The following is a 19,776-nucleotide window of genomic DNA, read 5'->3' on the forward strand; positions in this document are numbered from 1 at the left end:
CCGCGAAAACTCCAGAACATCTTCAATAGTTATCGCAGAAATATACTGATATCAGACCGGTAAGCGAGGATGGGAATATCCGGAAAGGACATGAATTAAGGCGCAAACACCAGGAGATTGTCCGAGAATAGGAATTTTCGTTCAGCTCGGGGCAAACCTGAAAAAATACCACAGGCATATATATGATATTCCGAGGATATTTTTTCAGGTTTAACGAAGATATGGGCGGAAATAACATTCTTGGACAGCGCTCCTAGAGCGCTACCCGCATGCTCGGCTACAGGCATGGGATTATGCTATTTTTTTAGGCATAGGAAAACTGTTACAAACAGACACGCATTTACATATCCATATACACTTCCGCTTTTTTAAAAGAGGCAGCCTGCCTGTCTTTTTCAGAAAGGATCGGTTTGTCGTCATACTGCCAGTCAATGGCCAGGTCCTTATCGTTCCAAATGATAGACCGCTCATGCTCGGGAGCGTAATAGTCAGTGGTGTGATACAAGAATTCCGCGACATCACTGAGAACGATAAAGCCATGAGCAAACCCTGGTGGTAACCAGAACTGTTTTTTATTCTCAGCTGAAAGATGCACACCGGTCCATTGACCAAAAGTCGGTGAAGATCGCCTTAAGTCTACGCCGACATCAAAGACCTCCCCGACTACGACACGGACAAGTTTCCCCTGGGGTTGCTGAATCTGATAATGGAGTCCTCGCAGAACACCTTTTATAGAACGGGAATGATTTTCCTGAACAAAAGGCAGGGTGACACCAGTTTGCTGCTGCCAGTTGCGCAGGTTAAAACTTTCAAAAAAAAAGCCTCGGTCATCACCAAAAACTTTTGGTGTCACAATAAGAACATCATTAATGGATGTTTTTTCTATTTGCATTCTCCTACTCCTACTCAACGATTACCATACATGGTTTGATAGTATTGCTGGTAGGAACCATCCATTACGCCTTCCAGCCACTCTCTATTTTCTAAATACCAGTCAACGGTTTTGTCAATTCCCTGTTCAAAAGTAAATTTGGGTGTCCAACCTAATTGAGCTTCTATTTTTCCCGCATCAATGGCATAACGGCGGTCATGTCCTTTACGATCTGTAACAAAAGTGATCAGATCCCTGCGTGGTTTACCGGTGTGACATGGCCCCACTTTTTCATCCAACATATCACATAAAAGTCGTACGATTTCTATATTTTGCTTTTCATTATGCCCACCGATATTATACGATTCACCCAGTGTACCCCGTTCAATCACTTCAAGTATTGCCTCACAGTGATCTTGCACATACAGCCAGTCCCTGACGTTTTTTCCATCCCCGTAAACCGGCAATGGTTTTCCGGTCAGCGCATTATTCATAATGAGAGGTATTAACTTTTCGGGAAATTGATATGGTCCGTAATTATTGGAGCAATTGGTGAGCAAGGTCGGCAGCCCGTAAGTATGGTGATACGCCCTGACGATGTGATCTGACGAGGCTTTTGAAGCAGAATATGGTGATCTTGGATCATAACAGGTATCTTCTCTGAAATACCCGGTTTCTCCGAGACTGCCATAAACCTCATCTGTACTGACATGCAAAAAGCGATGCTCAGAAATACCGTTAGTGTTCTCCAGCCATTCTTTGCGTGCAGTTTCCAGTAACACGAATGTTCCCTGAATATTTGTCTGGATAAACGCCTCTGGACCAGTTATGGAGCGATCCACATGGGATTCAGCGGCAAAGTGAACAACTGTATTTATTGCGTGGTCCCTGAAGAGCTTTTGTACGAGCTCCTGATCGCAAATATCTCCATGAATAAAATGATAGTTTGGCTTATCCTGAATATCCTTTAAATTTGCAAGGTTACCTGCGTACGTCAGCTTGTCGAGATTCACGATCTCCCATTCAGGTCGGGATTGCAAGGCAATACGCACAAAATTGGCCCCAATAAATCCACATCCTCCAGTAACAAGAACTTTTTTTCTCATATTTTTCAATTACCTTGTATGGTTATTATCGTCTTGGAAATCATCGTTTTTTTCAGGATTCACCTCTTCTTCCAACTCAAAAACCAGGGCTGAACCTGTGGTAATTGCACGGGCAACCTTCTTTCGGGCTGAAGTCAAAATACGCTGAATCGTTCCACGGGAAACTCCCATCATAATTCCCGCCTGTTCTTGAAAGAGACCTTCCAAATCGCAGAGACGAAGTGCTTCCAGCTCGTCCCTTTCCATTGATATATGGTCGAGTTCCTTCAAGGGGATACCGCTTGGCTTATACGCCCTGCCGCAATATTGTCCATGGCAGCGCCGTTCTTTTCTTGGTCGTGGTGACATGACTGCTTGCTGTTTATATATTAAGAAATGCAACCCATTTCCGGGCACGATACCGAATCAATGCCTGTATTGATCACGTGTATCTCTATATCATTCTTTGAGAAAAGACTATAAAGTACGGAGTGTATGCAAAAGGACATTTTTGTGTCCAATTCATACACATGAAGGTCATCGTACAGCCTCTGGCTCAAGTGTGTTTTATTGTCGTAGCAGGTAGACCATCCCATCGATATATAACCTCATGGGATGCTATTTCGAGGCGACGTTATACAGAAGAATACGCTGAAATAAAACGATTTTTACAAATCAACACAGTTACCATGAGAATTATTGTCTAATCATAGACAAAGAATGGTTGATCAGGTACTATGGATGGTCTGAAGGAAATATGCTACAATTTTTTGTATGAATTGAGGATCACGAAAAAAATAAATTATCCAATCTTGCTTGTCTCTCAACTCGGTAACGTCGTCGCATCAATGGCTCAATACGGCCAGTATGGAACCATTGATGCGACTTCTTGTAACAAATTTTTCTGTGCAATGCGTAATTTTCTGAGATAAGCAAATATTTCTACACCATGGTTCCTGATGGCTACCGCTTAGACCTACTGCGCACTCCTTGCACCTGATTCCATGCCAGGTCTTCGGACATAACCCAAAGCATCCGTATTTCTACCTATTCGTTTTATGAAACATTTCTCTAGCCTGCTCTTTTCGATCATTTTTATGGTGCTGCTTCTACTCCCAGCATCTGGTCTGACCAAAGACTCTTCAGAGCCGGAACTTACTGATATCATAGTTACGACATCAAACACGCACCTGCTTATTTTTGCAACAGTTTCCAATGCGTTTACCCCTGATATGGTAGAAGGTGTACAAAACGGGTTACCCATTACCTTTGTCTTTAAACTCCAGCTCACTAAATTACGTCCTCGATGGTTTAATTCAGATCTGGTGGATATCCAACTTACCCATACCCTCACCTATGATAGCCTCAAAGAGGAATATACGGTTCAGTACTCGTACAAAAAGGGAAAACTCCAGAAAACCCGTTCGCTTAACGAAGCAAAGCAACTCATGGCTGAACTCAATGGATTACGAGTTATTGACCTGAGTAACTTGTTACTTGACGCTCCTTATGCCATTCGCCTGAAAGCCACACTGGCTAAAAACACGTTGCCACTGGGCATGCATTATGTTCTTCCCTTTACTTCTTTATGGGATTTTGAAACAGACTGGCGAACCATAGAATTCAGGTATTAACGTGCTACCTGCAGGTTGGCGATTCATTCGCAGCCATCAGACAGCAAAAGGAATATTCCACAGATAAAGCCCGATTCCCCTAACAGCCCAAACAAAGATGTAGAACATGCTTACCCCTGAGCAAAGAAAAAAAAAGCAGCGTTTGATTAGGTATGTCATCATTTTCTGTCTGACCTTGATCCCGCTCCTGGGCTATCTGCAAAAAGGCCTGCTGAAAGGTGAATTTCATCTTCCCATTTCCAGCACTGTTCTTATTTTTGCTCTGATCAATATCAATGGTCTCCTACTGCTTCTGATGTTGTACCTGGTCTTACGAAACCTGGTAGAACTTGTTTTTGAACGCAATCAGAAAATCCTTGGCTCCAAGCTTCGCACCCGCCTCGTGGTCTCCTTTGTGGCGCTCTCCCTCATCCCCACTGTATCTTTATTCTTCATCAGTCTCAGCTTTGTCTCGACTTCCATGGATTACTGGTTTAACTCCAACGTGGAAGAGTCCCTTGACGCATCGCTTAGTCTTGCCCGGTCCATATTTCACGACACGGAAAAACGCGCCATAAATATAGGGGCTCAGGTGATCAACCTGCTTGATTCCCAGACGGTAAAAACCGATGACATTACCTCTCTTGAAAATTTTTTTAAACACTCCCTTGAGATAGCCCCGCCTGGAGCACCCGATGCCATCACCTTGCTCAAAAAGGACCATCGTCCTCTCCTCTCCCTGCAGGGGCCACGCCTGGAAGGTACAGTACTTCCCACAATCCCTTCCGAAGCCATACGGCACGCAGCCAGCAATAACCAGCCTACTGTAGTTACCACCGAAACCAGCTTCGGCGAGTTTATACAGGCCATTCAACCATTTACGGCAACGACAAAGCAAGGTGAATCCAGATTCCTGGTTACCAGCCTTCTCATCCCAGCGGCAAAACTTGAACAGATGAAAACCGTCTCTGACGGTATTGCAGGATACAAACAATTGGTTATCCTCAAAGCACCAATAAAACTGAGCCTCATTATCATGCTGCTCATAATCACCCTGTTGATACTTTTTGGAGCTATCTGGTTTGGTTTTTACATTGCCCGTAGCCTTACAGGCCCTATCAACAATCTGGCGCTGGCCACTCGAAGAATTGCAGACGGTGACCTGGACTTTCACCTGGAAAGGGAATCTGACGATGAAATGGGACTCCTGGTCGATTCTTTCAACTCGATGACGGCTGACCTTCGTGCCTCCCACACCAAACTGGGAGAAGCCCACAAAGCCTTGCAGGAAAGCAACCTCATATCTGAACAGCAGCGGAGATACCTGGAAACCATTCTGGAAAATGTCGCTGCAGGCGTTATTGCCCTGGACGAAAATAATAAAATCACGACCATCAATCGATTTGCAGAAGAGCTACTGCATATTCAACCTCAACGCCTACTGGGTAAGGATTTTCATCAGTTTCTGCCGAAATCGCATACTGCCATTGTGGAAAGTTTTTTAAACGAACTGATTCACAATAAACACCATTCCATTGAGCGGCATCTACGGGTCACCATACGCAGAGGGGAAACACTTTCCTTGCAGGTGAATATCACCCGCATGCTCGACAAGCAGGAGCAGCCAATTGGGTTCGTTATTGTTTTTGACAACCTTACAAAACTTGAAAAAGCACAACGTCTGGCTGCGTGGCAGGAAGTCGCCCGCAGAATCGCCCATGAAATAAAAAATCCTTTGACCCCCATCCAACTTTCAGCGCAGCGATTGCGGAAAAGATATCTCCATACTATTACCAAGGATCAGGATATTTTTGACCAGTGTGTCAACACCATCGTTAATCAAGTTGACGAAATCAAAAGGCTGGTCAGCGAATTTTCTGACTTTGCCCGTATGCCGAAATTAAACAAGCAGGTTGGCCAGATAACAACCATTGTCGAGGAAGCATTTTTTCTATATCGAGAAGCCCACAAAAATATCCGCTTCACCCTTGAAATTCAAGGCACCTTCCCTGAATTTACTTTTGATGCTATTCAGATAAAACGTGTTGTTATCAACCTGCTTGACAACGCTATCAATGTTATGGATAAAGAAGGGGCAATTCAAGTTCGTCTCCGTTTTGGTAGCCCTGAAAAGACTACCATGCGTATCGAAGTGGCGGACAATGGGCCTGGAATTTCCGAAGAAATCAAGTTACGCTTGTTTGAACCATATTTCTCAACAAGAAAGTCAGGGACAGGACTCGGCCTGGCCATAGCGCATACCATAGTTGCTGAACATAACGGTTCGATTTCGGTTTTCGATAATCAACCGACAGGAACGGTATTTAGTGTTGAGCTGCCCTTGGACAGTTGATATTGTACACAGCGATTAGACAGCACGGTTGTAACGCGGCACGCTGTATGGGCTTCCCCATCTATACCTCATAATTACCAATGGCAAAAACGATACTCATCATTGACGACGAAACACCAATACGAGAATCCCTTTCAGGAATACTTGCAGATGAAGGATTCACCCCCCTTTCGGCTGGATCAGCAGAGGAGGGTCTTTCAATCATTGAGGAAGAAGAAATCAGCCTGATTCTGCTTGATATCTGGATGCCGGGAATGGATGGACTCGAAGCACTGAGTAAAATCAGGGAACAGTATGAAATACCAGTGGTTATGATTTCAGGTCACGGTACCATCGATACGGCGGTACAGGCGACAAAAATGGGGGCTTTCGATTTTATTGAAAAACCGCTCTCATATGACAAAATCATACATGCCATAACAAAAGGATTGCATGTTGCCCGACTAGAACGAGAAAACAGGCTGCTGCGGGAGAGCAATCCGCAAAAAAAGAATATCACGGGGAAAAGCAAACTCGTGACCATGCTCAGAGATCAAATCGAGAGGGTGGCTCCCACCGATGCCTGGGTACTTATCAGGGGAGGCCATGGTACAGGCAAAGAACTTGTTGCCCAGACCATTCACAGATTGTCAGTCCGTGGAAAGCAACCAATGATTGAAGTGAACTGTGCCGCAATCCCTGAAGAACTCATAGAGTCAGAACTTTTTGGCCATGAGAAGGGCTCCTTTACCGGTGCGACAGAAGCCAAAAAAGGGAAATTCGATCAGGCCAACGGGTCCACACTTTTCCTTGACGAAATTGGAGACATGAGCCTTAAAAGTCAGGCCAAAGTGCTGCGAATTCTTCAGGAGCAGAAATTTGAAAGGGTCGGCGGCTCAAAAACCATAACCGTTGATGTCCGGGTACTTGCCGCAACCAATAAAAATCTTGAAGAAGAAATTGAAAAGGGAAATTTCAGGGCAGACCTGTTCTATCGACTCAATGTCGTACCCATCAACGTTCCTGATCTTGCCGAACGGGCAGAGGATATTCCATTGCTTGTAGATGATTTCCTCAATGATCACCTGCAAAAGGGTATGGGGCAAAAAACTGTATCCCCTCAAGCTATGGATCTACTTATGCAGCATTCCTGGCCAGGTAATGTTCGTGAACTGCGTAACATGGTCGAGCGACTGGTGATCATGAGTCCAAACAAAATTATCGCTCCTGAAGATGTTGCCCTTTTTCTCGGTGTTTCTCCTCCACAGGAACATAAAATCAGCTTACCTTCTTCCCATTTACACGCACTTAATTATAAAGATGCCAGAAGGGAATTTGAAATTGAATACCTCAAAACAAAGTTAGAAGAAAACGATGGCAATATATCCAAAACAGCCGAACAGGTAGGTTTGGAGCGTAGTCATCTGCACAAAAAACTCAAAACACTGGGGATAGAAACTGCAAAAAACAATCATTAAGCGTTTCCCTCTCCCTTATTTTACCTCTTACAGGAGCACCCATGGTTTTTCCAGAATACCGTCCACGAAGAATGCGTCAAAACGAGACGCTGCGCGCCATGATCAGAGAGACCCGCCTGTCTGCTGATCAACTTATTCTCCCTCTGTTCGTTGCGCCAGGAAAAAAAGTACGCGAACAGATCCCCTCAATGCCTGGAGTTTACAGGCTTTCCGTAGACCTGTTGGCCGATGAAGCCAGGGAGTGTCTGCAACTCGGTGTTCGCTCTGTTATTCTATTCGGGCTTCCTGAAAAAAAAGACGGGGTCGGGTCCGGAGCCTATGCAAAAAATGGTATTGTACAGAAGGCTATCAGGGAACTCAAGAATACAGTTCCTGAGTTAAATATCGTAACAGATGTCTGTTTATGCGAATATACGGATCATGGCCACTGCGGCTGCCTGCACAATAATAGCGTTGACAACGACGCTACTCTTGAACTACTCGCTAAAACTGCTCTTTCCCATGCCGAGGCCGGCGCAGACATGGTTGCCCCTTCTGACATGATGGATGGTCGAGTCAGTGAGATACGGGCGGCTCTGGATGAAAATTCCTTTCATATGATTCCGATCATGTCGTATGCCGTCAAATATGCTTCTGCTTTCTACGGCCCTTTTCGTGATGCAGCAGAATGTTCACCTCAATTTGGTGATCGAAGAGGCTACCAGATGGATCCCGCAAACAGCAGGGAAGCTCTCCGAGAAGCGACCCTTGATGTTGAGGAAGGGGCTGATATCCTCATGGTGAAGCCGGCAGTAGCCTACCTCGACATTATCCGTCAGATCCGTGATGAATTTGACCTGCCAGTGGCTGCCTATCATGTAAGCGGCGAATACGCCATGATTAAGGCGGCTGGTGAAAAAGGATGGATTGACGAACAGGCAGTAATGGCAGAGACTCTGCTTTCTATCAGGCGCGCCGGTGCAGATATCATCCTCACCTACTTTGCAAAAGATATGGCAAAACTACTTCAGCAAGGTTGTATATAAGATACAATCCAGAGCATTGCCATCAGCTGTCTTGATTATTCCATACTCAAGGCAGCTGATGGGATCGTCCTCCATAGCCATTGTTTACAGCGTGAATCATCTGGCTTTACAAATATTTTTTATGAATGCTTTGCGATCAGATTTTTAAATTTTTCCACTTGATCAGCGGAAGGAATTTCAGCAGCTAATGCCTGAACATTGGCATCAAAATCTAATGCAGGATCAAGACAATCTTCACAGATGATAGTCGCCATGGGGCCAATACAAGTTGCCAGGGCCTTCTCCAATATGGCTATTTGTTCATCCGTCAGCGGCTGCCCTGCCCCCTTGGCCCTTTCCTGATCTGGGTGTTGAGCATCTTTAACATCGGTCTCGGGTATGGATTTTCCCACCAACAGACGTAGAATATCACCCGTGGCAGGCAGTTTCATTGGTGTTACAGAAAGGGATCCTTCCTGGAATCTATACCGGCAGGAATCCATCACAGCAAGAAGATCAATGGCCTCTTCTCCCCTTTTATTGGAGTAATACACATAGACAATCGTCCCCTGATCCAGCATGATCTGCCCGGAACGATTATTTTCAGAGACAATGTAGGCAACCCCTGTTTGCCTTTCCCTGCACCTCTTGGCAAGATCTTCTGCTATTTCCCTTGTTGTATGAATATTATCCGCACTCATTTTTTCTTCCGAAGCCTATCAAACGCCATCTGCAGACTCACGCCCATACGCTCAATTGCCTGCGCCAAATCACCAATCTCATCACGGCGTTTCGTCTCATTAATTGTTGCATCCAATTTCCCCATGCTGATTTCATCGGCAATTCTGGTTAAGTTCTGAATTGGACCACTTAACCTGCGGGCAAGAATCCAGGCTATCAATAATACCATAAGCATTGTAACTACCAACAGAACAAGTGACTGCCTTTGGGAAGCATCGGCTGCTGAAAAAGCTTCAGAATAATCCTGCTGAACGATGAGCGTCCAACCCAGATTTGTTTCATATTTATACGACACTATCTTTGTGCCATTATAATCAAAAATAAACCCATCCTGTTGTATTTGCTTAGGAGCACGTAATACAGGATGTTCACTCATATCCTGCAATTTACCGGAAACATCTCCCTTTCCTTGAGCTATCAGCCGATTATTTCCATCCACCAGGGTTACATATCCAGTATCACCTATTTTCACATTGGCGATGGTTTCAGAAAGATTATCAAGGCTCATGGCCATGGCAATAGCCCCTCCCAGTTTACGACCATGGGTAATAGGCCGGGCAAGTACCAGAGCTGGTTTATCTGAAGTACGCCCCATGAGCACTTGCTGTCCCAAATCCTTGCCTATCAATACCTGTTTATAATAAGAACGATCGCTGTAATCTATGGCAGGTTTATCATCACTTCGGCCAAGACTTTTGCCGTTGGCATCTACGACAAAGCTAAGATATATGTAATCATACGTATCAGTAATGGATTTAAGAACCGGATTCTGACGACCTGCATCCATAGATTGAATATCTTCAAGGCGAGAGTTCTGGTCCATAATCTTAAGATTCATCTCAGCCCATTCATCTATTCTTCCTGTCAAGGCCAGGGTCTGCCTCTTCAATGACTGATAAGTGCTTGCCTCCCAGTCTTGTTTGGCCTTGAACAAACTAATGTACCAGAGTCCTCCAAACGGTATCAATGCGACAATAACCATGGTAAAGAGGATTTTATGAAAGATCGTCAATCCCCGTTTTTTTGATGTGTTTTCTCCACTTCCAGACATTTGCTTCTCCTTAATTTCATATAGCTGTTACAACATAAAGGTCAAAATGTTCTCTTTCGCTATTCCCCAGTTACAAGTCATCAAGCATATACAATGGGATTTCCATTGCAGATGTTCGGAATCAATGCGGCAAATACTATTGCACTTACAAAAGCATACGGGAAATACGTAAGAAAAAAATCTGAATTATTCTTTCTGCTGAGAGTTACCGTGTAACCATTTGATGCACAAATTATGAAAAATGATGAGTTCACCTATTAGCCAGTGCATACGATACATGGTACCACTATGCAGACATGTGAAAACTTTTCTAACCCGCATTACCAATGACTTCTCAAAATACATTTAACCACTTGAAATCACGGAATTTCCCCAAAATTTAAAAGTATTTTTTTCAGGGAAATTCAAAAAAGTTACCCTGCGGGACGAGTAGATTGTACAGCAACAGTTTTCTTACCGGGCATTTACAGGTAGACGAGACTCCGCCAAGTCTGTTCCAAGGCATCTTCCATGCCTTGCAATCACCACAAAAATGCCATGAGGGATCCGGGCTAACAGTGCGAATAACTGGTTGCCATTCTGCGAGCAGTGTTTCCGCCCATTGCCACATTGGTCCAGAAAACATACCCTCAAACCAGTTTACTAATAAAAGTATAGCAAAAACAATCTGTACTACAAATTTTTTGCGCACTTTTATTATGGTTATTGGAAAAAAACACCTAACCAATTGAATATGCTTGGCTTATCGAAACAAACAGATTTGTCGACGCATTTACAGTAAGATACAAAAATGAAAGAAGTTTACATATGGATCTGTACGAATGATGCCCCATGATTTCTGCAACAACTGACTAAAACATGCCAGTATCATACATGATAAACGATCTATCTGCCCTGGTGCTGGAGACTTAAAAAATATAAGAAAAATAAAGATATACCGTTTAGACTATTTAGGATGGCCCAAGCAGGAGAATATACTAAATCTCAAAATACTATTTATAGATTATCCGTCGAATTTTAGTGTACAGAAACGGATAGACAGATGCAGCGACAATACCACCGAATGCATCTGCAACCAAATCTGCGCCAGAGACCATTCGGCCAGGGACAAAAGCTTGATGTAATTCATCGCTGATACCATAAAGGAGACACAAGAGTATAACTGTACATTGGATCTTTCGAGGTTTATCAGACCAATGAATATCTGGAAAAGCAAACGCGTAAGACAATCCCAAAACCGTGTATGCTATTGCGTGGAGCAGTTTGTCTACACCTGGAATGGACGGCAGGTGAATGGTATCACCGGTTTGATGAGAAAGAAAAAAAATCACCCCCATAATAATCATCATAGGGGGCGTTTTGATAAGATCGAAACGAATGGACAAGATACAAAACTCCTGTCAGACTTATGGCTGACTGATGTGCACCTGCTCAAGCAGTTCAGGTGAAAAGCGTTTTTTCATACGTCGAATGGCAGCTGATATTCTTTGGGTCGGAACATTATCAAGCGGGTATCGGTTTTTATCCTCATAGGATGTAAGACAAAGCTGCTTATTCTCAATGGCAAAGGTATGACTCCAATTGACCTCAATGGTTTCCGGAGTTTCCTCAATAGGCACTTCAAGAAGTTCACCATCACGAGCAAGTTGAATGGCATCGGACTCACTCACTTCCAGCAACCATGCATCTCCATTGCCATTACTGAAAAATATAAAGACACCAAGCTCAAAAAAGTCCTCTTTATGAGAGACTGCGGCCCGTTGAATCTGTTCGATTGCATAGGTCAGGGTTACCTGGCCGTCCTGCTTTTCAGTTATTTGCTGTTCAACCTGTTTTACGGTGCGGCAACAATGTTTATATTTTTTTCCTGATCCACAAGGACAGGGTTGGTTCCTTCCTATTTTTCCCATATGTGAGACCTTCTATTATGCGAAAACAAATCAATGTGTTTTTAGTAAGTTAACATAAACTCTGCGATTATTACCGGGAGAAGATAATATGTTCCCAGCAATGCTGCAATGACATTTCCATTCCTCTTCTCTGTCTGCTCATAAATGGCTTTTTCGAAGTCTCGTTCCTTTCTTACCTGCTCAATGTTGCTTTATGCTCAATATTTTTTTCTCAAGAAAACGTAGACTCCGAGATCGACTCTATGGCTGCGGTAAAATTTATCGCATTCCACTAAGTTTGCGCGTACCTAAACCAGAGTAAAAAATCGTCATTTTTGGTGAGACGCTATCTCGTCTCTTATCGCGACATTTCATTCCCACCAAAAATACCGTTTCCCCATGATCAATTGCATAACACAATATTTTCAAAAGTTATGAAACATTTCACCAAGTCTATATTTTTCACAGATACATATTACAGCACATGCGTGGCTCCCGACTCAGCTATTGCAATACAGAATGAACGGCATAAGCAAGATCTTCCATGAGCACAGGTTTGTTAAGGTAGGCGTCCACGCCGATAGCGACTGATTTACGGTGATCCAGCTGTTCACTAAACCCTGTACAAATAATGACGCGTACGCTTGGACTGATTTTCTTTATTTTGGAATACAATTGCAAACCCGTCATCTGAGGCATGGTAAGATCAGTGATGACCAGATCAATTTGACTGGACAAATTTCGAAATGCTTCCAATGCCTCGACACTGGATACCCTTACTGTAACCTTATAACCTAACCGCGTTAGCATATCTCCGGTTACTTCAGCAATGGCAGTCTCATCATCAACCAGGAGAATGTGTTCGCCATTCCCCATTGGGGTTTGCTTCTGCCTGGGCGATTGAACTTCATTCTGCTCACAGATATCCACTACCGGAAGATATACAGTAAACATTGTTCCTTTATCCACCGTACTCTGCACATGGATATCTCCCCCATAACTTCTTAATATACCATGAACAACTGCAAGCCCCAGGCCTGTTCCCTTATCCCTGGCTTTTGTAGAAAAATATGGATTAAATATTTTTCCCAGCGTCTCTTCATCCATACCATGCCCAGTATCACTAATCTGCAACTGCAGGTATCGCCCAGGAGAAAGAGTGTACTCACTGAGGTCCTGATATTTCAGTATTTTTTCGCGTAAAACAAAAGCAAGGGTTCCCCCTTTTTCTTCCATGGCATGAAAAGCATTGGTGACTAAATTCATAACTACCTGGTGCAGCTGCGTTACATCGGCCATAACAGGAGAGAGATCATCCTGGATGTCTATTTCCAAAGCAATAGTAGTCGGTAGGGTTGGCCGCACCAATTGAATAATGTCCCGCAACACATTGGACAGATATACAGGTTTGATTTCCTGGTCGACCTCACGACTGAATGCCAGTATCTGTTTGATCAGATCCCTTGCCCTTTTTGACGCCTCCAGAATTGTCTGGCAATGTTCACGCATAACAGGATTGCCTTTTGACTCAATGAGCATCAGCTCAGCCCTTCCCATTATCGGGCTGAGAATATTATTAAAATCATGGGCAATACCGCCAGCCAAACTTCCGATAGCTTCGAGTTTCTGGGTTTGCTGAAGCTGTTTTTCGTACTGTTCCTTCTCTTTCTTCAGCTTGGTCTGTTCAGTTATGTCGACCACTGAGACATACACTTTCTTCCAGGTATGCTCATATCCCTCGGCAACTACTGCACGTAACTCAATAGTTAGTTCACGCCCACCGAAGGTGCGGTTCATCACTGTAATTTCAAATTTCCCATGCTGTAAAAGCTCTACCAACTCTTCCTTGACTATCCACTCAGACTCTTCAGGTAAAAAATGAGACAATCTTCGCAAGTCATCAACTGAATCGGTTTCATACAGATCCAAAGTTCGGGCATTGACTTCAACAATACGGATTTTTTCAGCACACAGACGAAGTAAATTAGGATGCGTTGTGAAATATCTGTGAAAATCAGTGACACCCTGACGAGCAAGTTGGTCTAAATATTGGCGAACTTCTGAAAGATCTTCTTCCCAGAGAGAAATGGGAGACTGCTCGAAAAGATGACGATATCTGGCTTCGGCGATCAGGAGCTCTTCTGTGGTATTAAGAATGACCAGCTTTTTTCTGTGATTCAAATACACAAGCAATAAAATGAGAAACAGGACTGTAATCAGCCCTGAAACAACAAAAAAATTTTCCTGGGAGAAAATATTTTCAAGATGTTGCCTGTGTACTGCCCCGGACACTGATATCCGGGCAGAGGAGGATTGCACCACTTCACTCCTTTGAACCTCTGCCACTGCCAGAGAGAAGCTCGGTAGACACATATATTGGCCCATATTGTTACAGGTTGCGTGACTTTGACCTTGAAAAGGGCCTAACACCACCATACAAACCAAAAAGAAAAGATATGAAATGTTTATTTTCCCTGAAAAAAGATGCACAATCAAAAAATGACGTAAGAAATAAAAATTGGTGGGCTGCTTCCGGGCAGCGTATCTTCTTGAATTCGAGGCAATGCTCTAAAGAGTGTCGTAGCCATCGGGGCAACACACTCTACCACATTCTATAGGGTGATTGGGGACGATGTCAAAAAAAAGCATGGGGCTCTTTAAAAAGTAAAGATAATCTTCTCGAATAAAACGCCACGATACGGTAACTTGCCTGTTATTATATTTCACACCGCAATTTACTCATAACTCTTTCATATCAATATATTTTTTACCGGTTAACACCATGGGATCCAAATACCAGTTCTGGATTGATCGGGGTGGAACTTTCACTGATATTGTTGCCAAACACCCGGATTCATCACTCAGCACTTGCAAACTCTTATCTGAAAATCCCGAGCAATATGAAGACGCCGCCATAGCAGGAATAAAAAAAATCATGGGGCTTGCCCGGGATAAATCCATTCCTGCAGAACTGGTTTCATCTGTAAAAATGGGCACAACAGTTGCTACCAATGCCCTGCTGGAGCGTAAAGGATCACGCACGCTGCTGATTATCACAAAAGGGTTCAAGGATGCCCTACGTATAGGGTATCAGAACAGGCCTGACCTGTTTGCCCGCCACATACTCTTGCCAGAATTACTTTATGAAGCAGTCATTGAAGCTGAAGAACGCGTAGATGCCTCGGGTAATGTTCTCACCCCATTACACCTGGAAAAACTGCGCCCACAATTGCAACATCATTACCACAGGGGAATTCGTTCGGTGGCTATATGCCTCATGCACGGTTATCAGTTCCATGACCATGAATCCCGCATATTTGAACTTGCTTATGAAATAGGCTACACCCAAATTTCAGCCAGTCATGAGGTCAGCCCTCTGATGAAGCTTGTTTCGCGAGGCGATACAACTGTTGTAGATGCCTACCTTTCGCCCATACTTAGAAACTATGTTGATCAGGTCAGCAAAGAGATTGATACAGATTCCACCAACCTGATGTTTATGCAATCAAATGGCGGATTGACAGATGCCAGTATTTTTCGAGGCAAGGATGCAATACTCTCCGGTCCGGCAGGAGGTGTAGTGGGCATGGTACGTACTGGTGAAATGAGCAGTTTTCACAAACTTATCGGCTTTGATATGGGTGGAACATCGACGGATGTAGCCCATTACGATGGAGAATTTGAACGAAGCTTTGAAACTATGGTAGCCGGTATACGCATGCGTGCTCCTATGATGTATATACATACGGTAGCAGCAGGAGGAGGGTCTATTCTTCATTTTGATGGCGCCAGATATCGAGTGGGTCCGGAATCAGCCGGGGCGGAGCCGGGGCCCGCATGCTACAGAAAAGGCGGACCGTTAACAGTGACCGACTGCAATGTAATGCTTGGCAAAATACAGCCCCATCACTTTCCTGCCGTTTTTGGGCCTCATGCAAACCAACCTCTGGATAAAAAGACAGTAATCAAGCAATTCGAACTGCTGACACAACGTATTGAACAGGAATCAGACAGCAAACCTGCATCTCCTGAAGCAGTAGCCGAGGGGTTTCTCCGCATTGCTGTGGAAAATATGGCCCATGCCATAAAAACAATCTCTGTTCAACGTGGATACGATGTTACCGAGTATACACTCAACTGTTTCGGGGGGGCAGGAGGACAACACGCTTGCCAGGTCGCCGACGCTTTGGGGATGACACAGGTATTTCTTCATCCCTACGCCGGGGTACTTTCCGCTTATGGCATGGGCCTGGCAGATGTCAGTGCCATGCGTGAACAACAGGTGGAACTGGATTTAATCACGCCGAACCTTTCTTCACATTTAGCCAAAATACTGCCACCCTTACAGAAGGAGGTCTATGAAGAGGTACATAAGCAGGGGGTTGCCGGCTCTGATATCAGCATTACCTGTAAAATTCATCTACGTTACAAAGGAACGGACACCTCCCTCCTCATTGACCAGGCACCACCAGACACCATGCAGAGACAATTTGAACATCTTCATCAGCAACGATTCGGCTATGTTCCCCTGGACAGAGAACTAGTGATCGAGGCTGTTTCCGTTGAAGCTATTGGCAAGGCCGAACATCTCCAGGATATAGAGGTCAAGGAAAGTTTCGGATCTCCTGTCCCTCTTGAACAGGTGCGCATGTACACCAACGGAAAATATCACCACACGTTCCTCTACAACAGAGATCAATTTCTCCCCGGCCAAGCAATAAAAGGGCCTGCGATACTGATTGAAACCACTGGAACCATTGTTGTTGAAGAGGGCTGGAAAGCCGAGATTAACGGCAGAAATCACCTGATAATGACCAGGTATCTGCCAAGACCTGTGAAAGAAGCCATCGGTACACAAAATGTGGACCCTGTAATGCTTGAGGTATTCAACAATCTTTTCATGTCCATAGCCGAGCAGATGGGTGCCACACTTGCCAATACAGCTTACTCGGTTAATATCAAAGAACGTCTGGATTTCTCCTGTGCCCTGTTCGATGCTGCAGGCAACCTGGTTGCCAATGCGCCGCATATCCCTGTTCACCTCGGCTCCATGGGAGAATCCATCAAGGCCGTTATTCAGGCCAACTCCGGTGTTATTGAACCGGGTGACGTATATATGCTCAATGATCCTTACAACGGAGGTTCACACCTGCCAGACGTCACTGTCATTACACCGTTCTTTGACAGTAAAGGCAGAGACATCCTTTTTTATCTTGGTTCTCGCGGACATCATGCGGATATAGGTGGTCGTACCCCTGGCTCCTCCCCACCAGACAGCACCCATATAGAACAGGAGGGTGTTCTCATAGAAAACTGGCTCCTGGTTAAACGCGGACGCCTTCGGGATCGTGAAACCCGTACCTTGCTTGCTTCCGGCCCATTTCCCTGTCGTAATATAGATCAGAACATGGCTGACCTTGCTGCCCAGATTGCTGCCAATGAAACAGGTGTTCAGGAGCTGCAGAAAATGGTAGACCATTTTGGCCTTGAGGTAGTAAAGGCCTATATGGCTCATGTACAGGACAATGCTGAAGAAGCTGTTCGATGTGCCGTAACTACACTGAAGGATTGCTCTTTCACCTACCCCATGGATGATGGCAGTAAAATTAAAGTGAGCATCAAGGTCGACCACAAGAAACGTTCCGCTGTCATCGATTTCAACGGCACCTCACCCCAGCATAAAGGTAACTACAATGCTCCGGAATCTGTCTGCAGAGCAGCAGTTTTATATGTATTCCGCACTCTGGTTAACGATGATATTCCTTTAAATGCTGGCTGTCTGAAACCTCTGGACATACGCATACCCAAAGGCTCGATGATCAGCCCTGTCTATCCTGCTGCCGTTATTTCCGGAAATACTGAAGTTTCGCAGGCAGTGACCGATACACTTTTTGCAGCACTCGGCATACTGGCTTCTTCACAGGGTACCATGAACAACTTCCTTTATGGTAATGAGCATTATCAGAACTACGAAACCATCTGTGGCGGCACAGGAGCTGGCCCAGATCACCCTGGTACAAGTGCGGTGCACAGTCACATGACCAACACTCGCATGACAGATCCAGAGGTAATTGAACATCGTTTTCCCGTACTGGTGGAAGAATTTTCCATCCGGCGTCACTCAGGTGGTCCTGGTCACTTTGCCGGTGGAGACGGAGTTGTAAGAAAAATACGCTTTCTGGAATCCATGACGGCAACGGTGCTCTCCTCGCACCGTAAAACAGCGCCATTTGGCCTTGCAGGAGGCGGCGACGGGCTCTGCGGGAACAATTATATTATCCGTGTCGATGGTACCTTTGAACAATTGCATGGCAATGATGAAGCAACCATGCGTCCAGGAGATGTTTTTATCCTGGAAACACCTGGAGGGGGTGGTTATGGGCCACCAGATGCAAACTCCTGATTCCCAAAACTGTACTCCTGAGATCACATTGACACGTAACACAATACATTATGGCTGGGTCATAGTACTACTGGGTGCAGCCGGCATTTTCTCTGGACTTGGACTGGGTCGTTTTGCCTTGGGAATGCTGCTCCCTGCCATGGCTGACTCTTTACACCTCAACTATGAACAGATGGGGACGATTTCCACTGCAAACTTCATTGGCTATTTTATTGGAATCCTTTTCTCTGCCAAGTTAGTGCGCCGTTTTGGAGCACGTTACATAGCATCCTGTGGTCTCGTCTTGACAGGTATTTCAATGATATTTGTGGCATGCGCTCAAAATTGGATTATCCTGGCCTTTCTTTACTGGTTCACCGGTGTGGGCGGTGCCTGGGCTAATATCGCCATCATGTCGCTCATCGCAGGCTGGTTTGCACCAACAAATAGAGGAAGAGCTGCCGGGTTCATAGTAACAGGTAACGGCGTCGCCATTGTCTTTTCCGGCCAGGTCATCCCCATACTTAATAGCATGACCACCCTTCACTGGAGACTGAGTTGGATTGTTCTGGCCGCCATCATTCTGTTTGTGGGTGCCCTCTGCCTCTTGTTTCTCAGAAACTCTCCCCAGGAAAAGCACCTGCTGCCTGTAGGCGACCAAACTGAAAGCGACACGTACCCCTCGCAAACATTTAAAAACCGCCCTACCCTGCCTCTCACATTGCATACGGGGCTACTCTACTTTGTCTTTGGCTTTACCTTTGTAAGTTACGCCACATTTATTGTGACTACCATGGTGGAACAGTTTGCCATGTCCCAGATTACAGCAGGAAATTTCTGGTCATGGGTTGGAATCCTCAGCCTCGCATCCGGTCCCGTTTCAGGTTATTGTTCTGATCGTTTCAGCAGAAGGGCGACCCTTGCCGTCATATTCATCCTCCAAACCTTTTCCTATGCACTTGTTGGTATATCTGCGTCCCCTGTTTTTCTTTATTTCTCCATCTTCTGTTTTGGCATAGTAGCCTGGGCAGTCCCTTCAATAATTGTAGCTCTGTGTGGCGATTACGCCGGGCCAATCCACGCAGTATCCATGTTCAGTACAGTCACACTGATCTTTGCTCTGGGCCAGGGGTTGGGGCCTTACCTTTTTGGAGTTATGGCGGAAATAACCGGGACATTCTCCAACGCCTACCTGCTGGCAGCTGTCATGACGGCTGCGGCTGCAATCGGTTGCTTTATGCTGCCAAAAACAAGTACACGTATTGCGTAACAGAGGGTAGCATAACAAATTTATTCAATTGGGTTTTGTTCTTAAAAGCTGTTATAATTT

Annotated in this window: 14 protein-coding genes; 6 read left to right on the top strand and 8 right to left on the bottom strand. The window is 44.9% G+C overall.

All coding sequences use genetic code 11. The features are described from left to right. Window positions 1-340 precede the first annotated feature (340 nt). The 3 genes from rfbC to G493_RS31450 are packed head-to-tail and all read right to left on the bottom strand — an operon-like array spanning window position 341 to window position 2,325. On the bottom strand, window positions 341-892 hold the full coding sequence (gene rfbC / locus G493_RS0126015; protein WP_028582690.1) for a dTDP-4-dehydrorhamnose 3,5-epimerase: 552 nt from the start codon (window positions 890-892) through the stop codon (window positions 341-343). Between the two features lie 14 nt (window positions 893-906). Beyond that, complete coding sequence (gene rfbB / locus G493_RS0126020; RefSeq protein WP_035276018.1) at window positions 907-1,977, bottom strand: dTDP-glucose 4,6-dehydratase; 1,071 nt, start codon at window positions 1,975-1,977, stop codon at window positions 907-909. Between the two features lie 9 nt (window positions 1,978-1,986). Then, on the bottom strand, window positions 1,987-2,325 hold the full coding sequence (locus tag G493_RS31450) for a DUF134 domain-containing protein (RefSeq protein WP_051309994.1): 339 nt from the start codon (window positions 2,323-2,325) through the stop codon (window positions 1,987-1,989). A 689-nt stretch (window positions 2,326-3,014) separates the two neighbouring features. On the opposite strand from G493_RS31450, the gene G493_RS0126035 reads away from it, so the two are divergent. The 4 genes from G493_RS0126035 (at window position 3,015) to hemB (ending at window position 8,404) form a co-directional block, all read left to right on the top strand. After that, the gene (locus G493_RS0126035) at window positions 3,015-3,590 is read left to right on the top strand and encodes a DUF4390 domain-containing protein (RefSeq protein WP_035276020.1); all 576 of its coding nucleotides are present in this window, start codon (window positions 3,015-3,017) and stop codon (window positions 3,588-3,590) included. Between the two features lie 106 nt (window positions 3,591-3,696). Continuing rightward, complete coding sequence (locus G493_RS0126040) at window positions 3,697-5,922, top strand: sensor histidine kinase (RefSeq protein WP_028582694.1); 2,226 nt, start codon at window positions 3,697-3,699, stop codon at window positions 5,920-5,922. A gap of 80 nt (window positions 5,923-6,002) precedes the next feature. Next, window positions 6,003-7,379 carry a sigma-54-dependent transcriptional regulator gene (locus G493_RS0126045; protein WP_028582695.1) on the top strand — a complete coding sequence of 459 codons (1,377 nt, stop codon included), beginning with the start codon at window positions 6,003-6,005 and terminating at the stop codon, window positions 7,377-7,379. Window positions 7,380-7,420: 41 nt separating this feature from the next. Then, window positions 7,421-8,404: a porphobilinogen synthase gene (gene hemB, locus G493_RS0126050; protein WP_028582696.1), complete on the top strand. Its 984-nt coding sequence runs from the start codon at window positions 7,421-7,423 to the stop codon at window positions 8,402-8,404. Between the two features lie 119 nt (window positions 8,405-8,523). Here hemB and G493_RS0126055 read toward each other — a convergent pair whose 3' ends face one another. From G493_RS0126055 to G493_RS32825, 5 genes are all read right to left on the bottom strand, one after another. Continuing rightward, entirely contained in the window at window positions 8,524-9,084 is a 561-nt protein-coding gene (locus G493_RS0126055) for a hypothetical protein (protein WP_028582697.1), read from the bottom strand. After that, window positions 9,081-10,175 carry a cache domain-containing protein gene (locus tag G493_RS0126060; protein ID WP_028582698.1) on the bottom strand — a complete coding sequence of 365 codons (1,095 nt, stop codon included), beginning with the start codon at window positions 10,173-10,175 and terminating at the stop codon, window positions 9,081-9,083. The genes G493_RS0126055 and G493_RS0126060 overlap by 4 nt, the downstream gene beginning before the upstream one ends. Before the next feature lie 992 nt (window positions 10,176-11,167). Beyond that, window positions 11,168-11,560 (bottom strand): VanZ family protein, encoded by a 393-nt coding sequence (locus G493_RS0126065; protein ID WP_051309997.1) that lies wholly within the window; start codon window positions 11,558-11,560, stop codon window positions 11,168-11,170. 21 nt (window positions 11,561-11,581) lie between these two features. Further along, window positions 11,582-12,085 (bottom strand): YecA family protein, encoded by a 504-nt coding sequence (locus G493_RS0126070; RefSeq protein ID WP_028582700.1) that lies wholly within the window; start codon window positions 12,083-12,085, stop codon window positions 11,582-11,584. 483 nt (window positions 12,086-12,568) lie between these two features. Continuing rightward, the gene (locus G493_RS32825) at window positions 12,569-14,383 is read right to left on the bottom strand and encodes a hybrid sensor histidine kinase/response regulator (protein ID WP_161629895.1); all 1,815 of its coding nucleotides are present in this window, start codon (window positions 14,381-14,383) and stop codon (window positions 12,569-12,571) included. A 463-nt stretch (window positions 14,384-14,846) separates the two neighbouring features. Between G493_RS32825 and G493_RS0126080 the strand changes: the two genes are divergently transcribed. Both G493_RS0126080 and G493_RS0126085 read left to right on the top strand, forming a co-directional pair. After that, entirely contained in the window at window positions 14,847-18,467 is a 3,621-nt protein-coding gene (locus tag G493_RS0126080; protein WP_035276022.1) for a hydantoinase B/oxoprolinase family protein, read from the top strand. Further along, complete coding sequence (locus tag G493_RS0126085; RefSeq protein WP_051310002.1) at window positions 18,442-19,716, top strand: MFS transporter; 1,275 nt, start codon at window positions 18,442-18,444, stop codon at window positions 19,714-19,716. Before G493_RS0126080 ends, G493_RS0126085 begins: the two co-directional genes overlap by 26 nt. The last annotated feature ends 60 nt before the right edge of the window (window positions 19,717-19,776 follow it).

Source organism: Desulfogranum japonicum DSM 18378, assembly GCF_000429945.1.
GTDB lineage: Bacteria > Desulfobacterota > Desulfobulbia > Desulfobulbales > Desulfobulbaceae > Desulfogranum > Desulfogranum japonicum.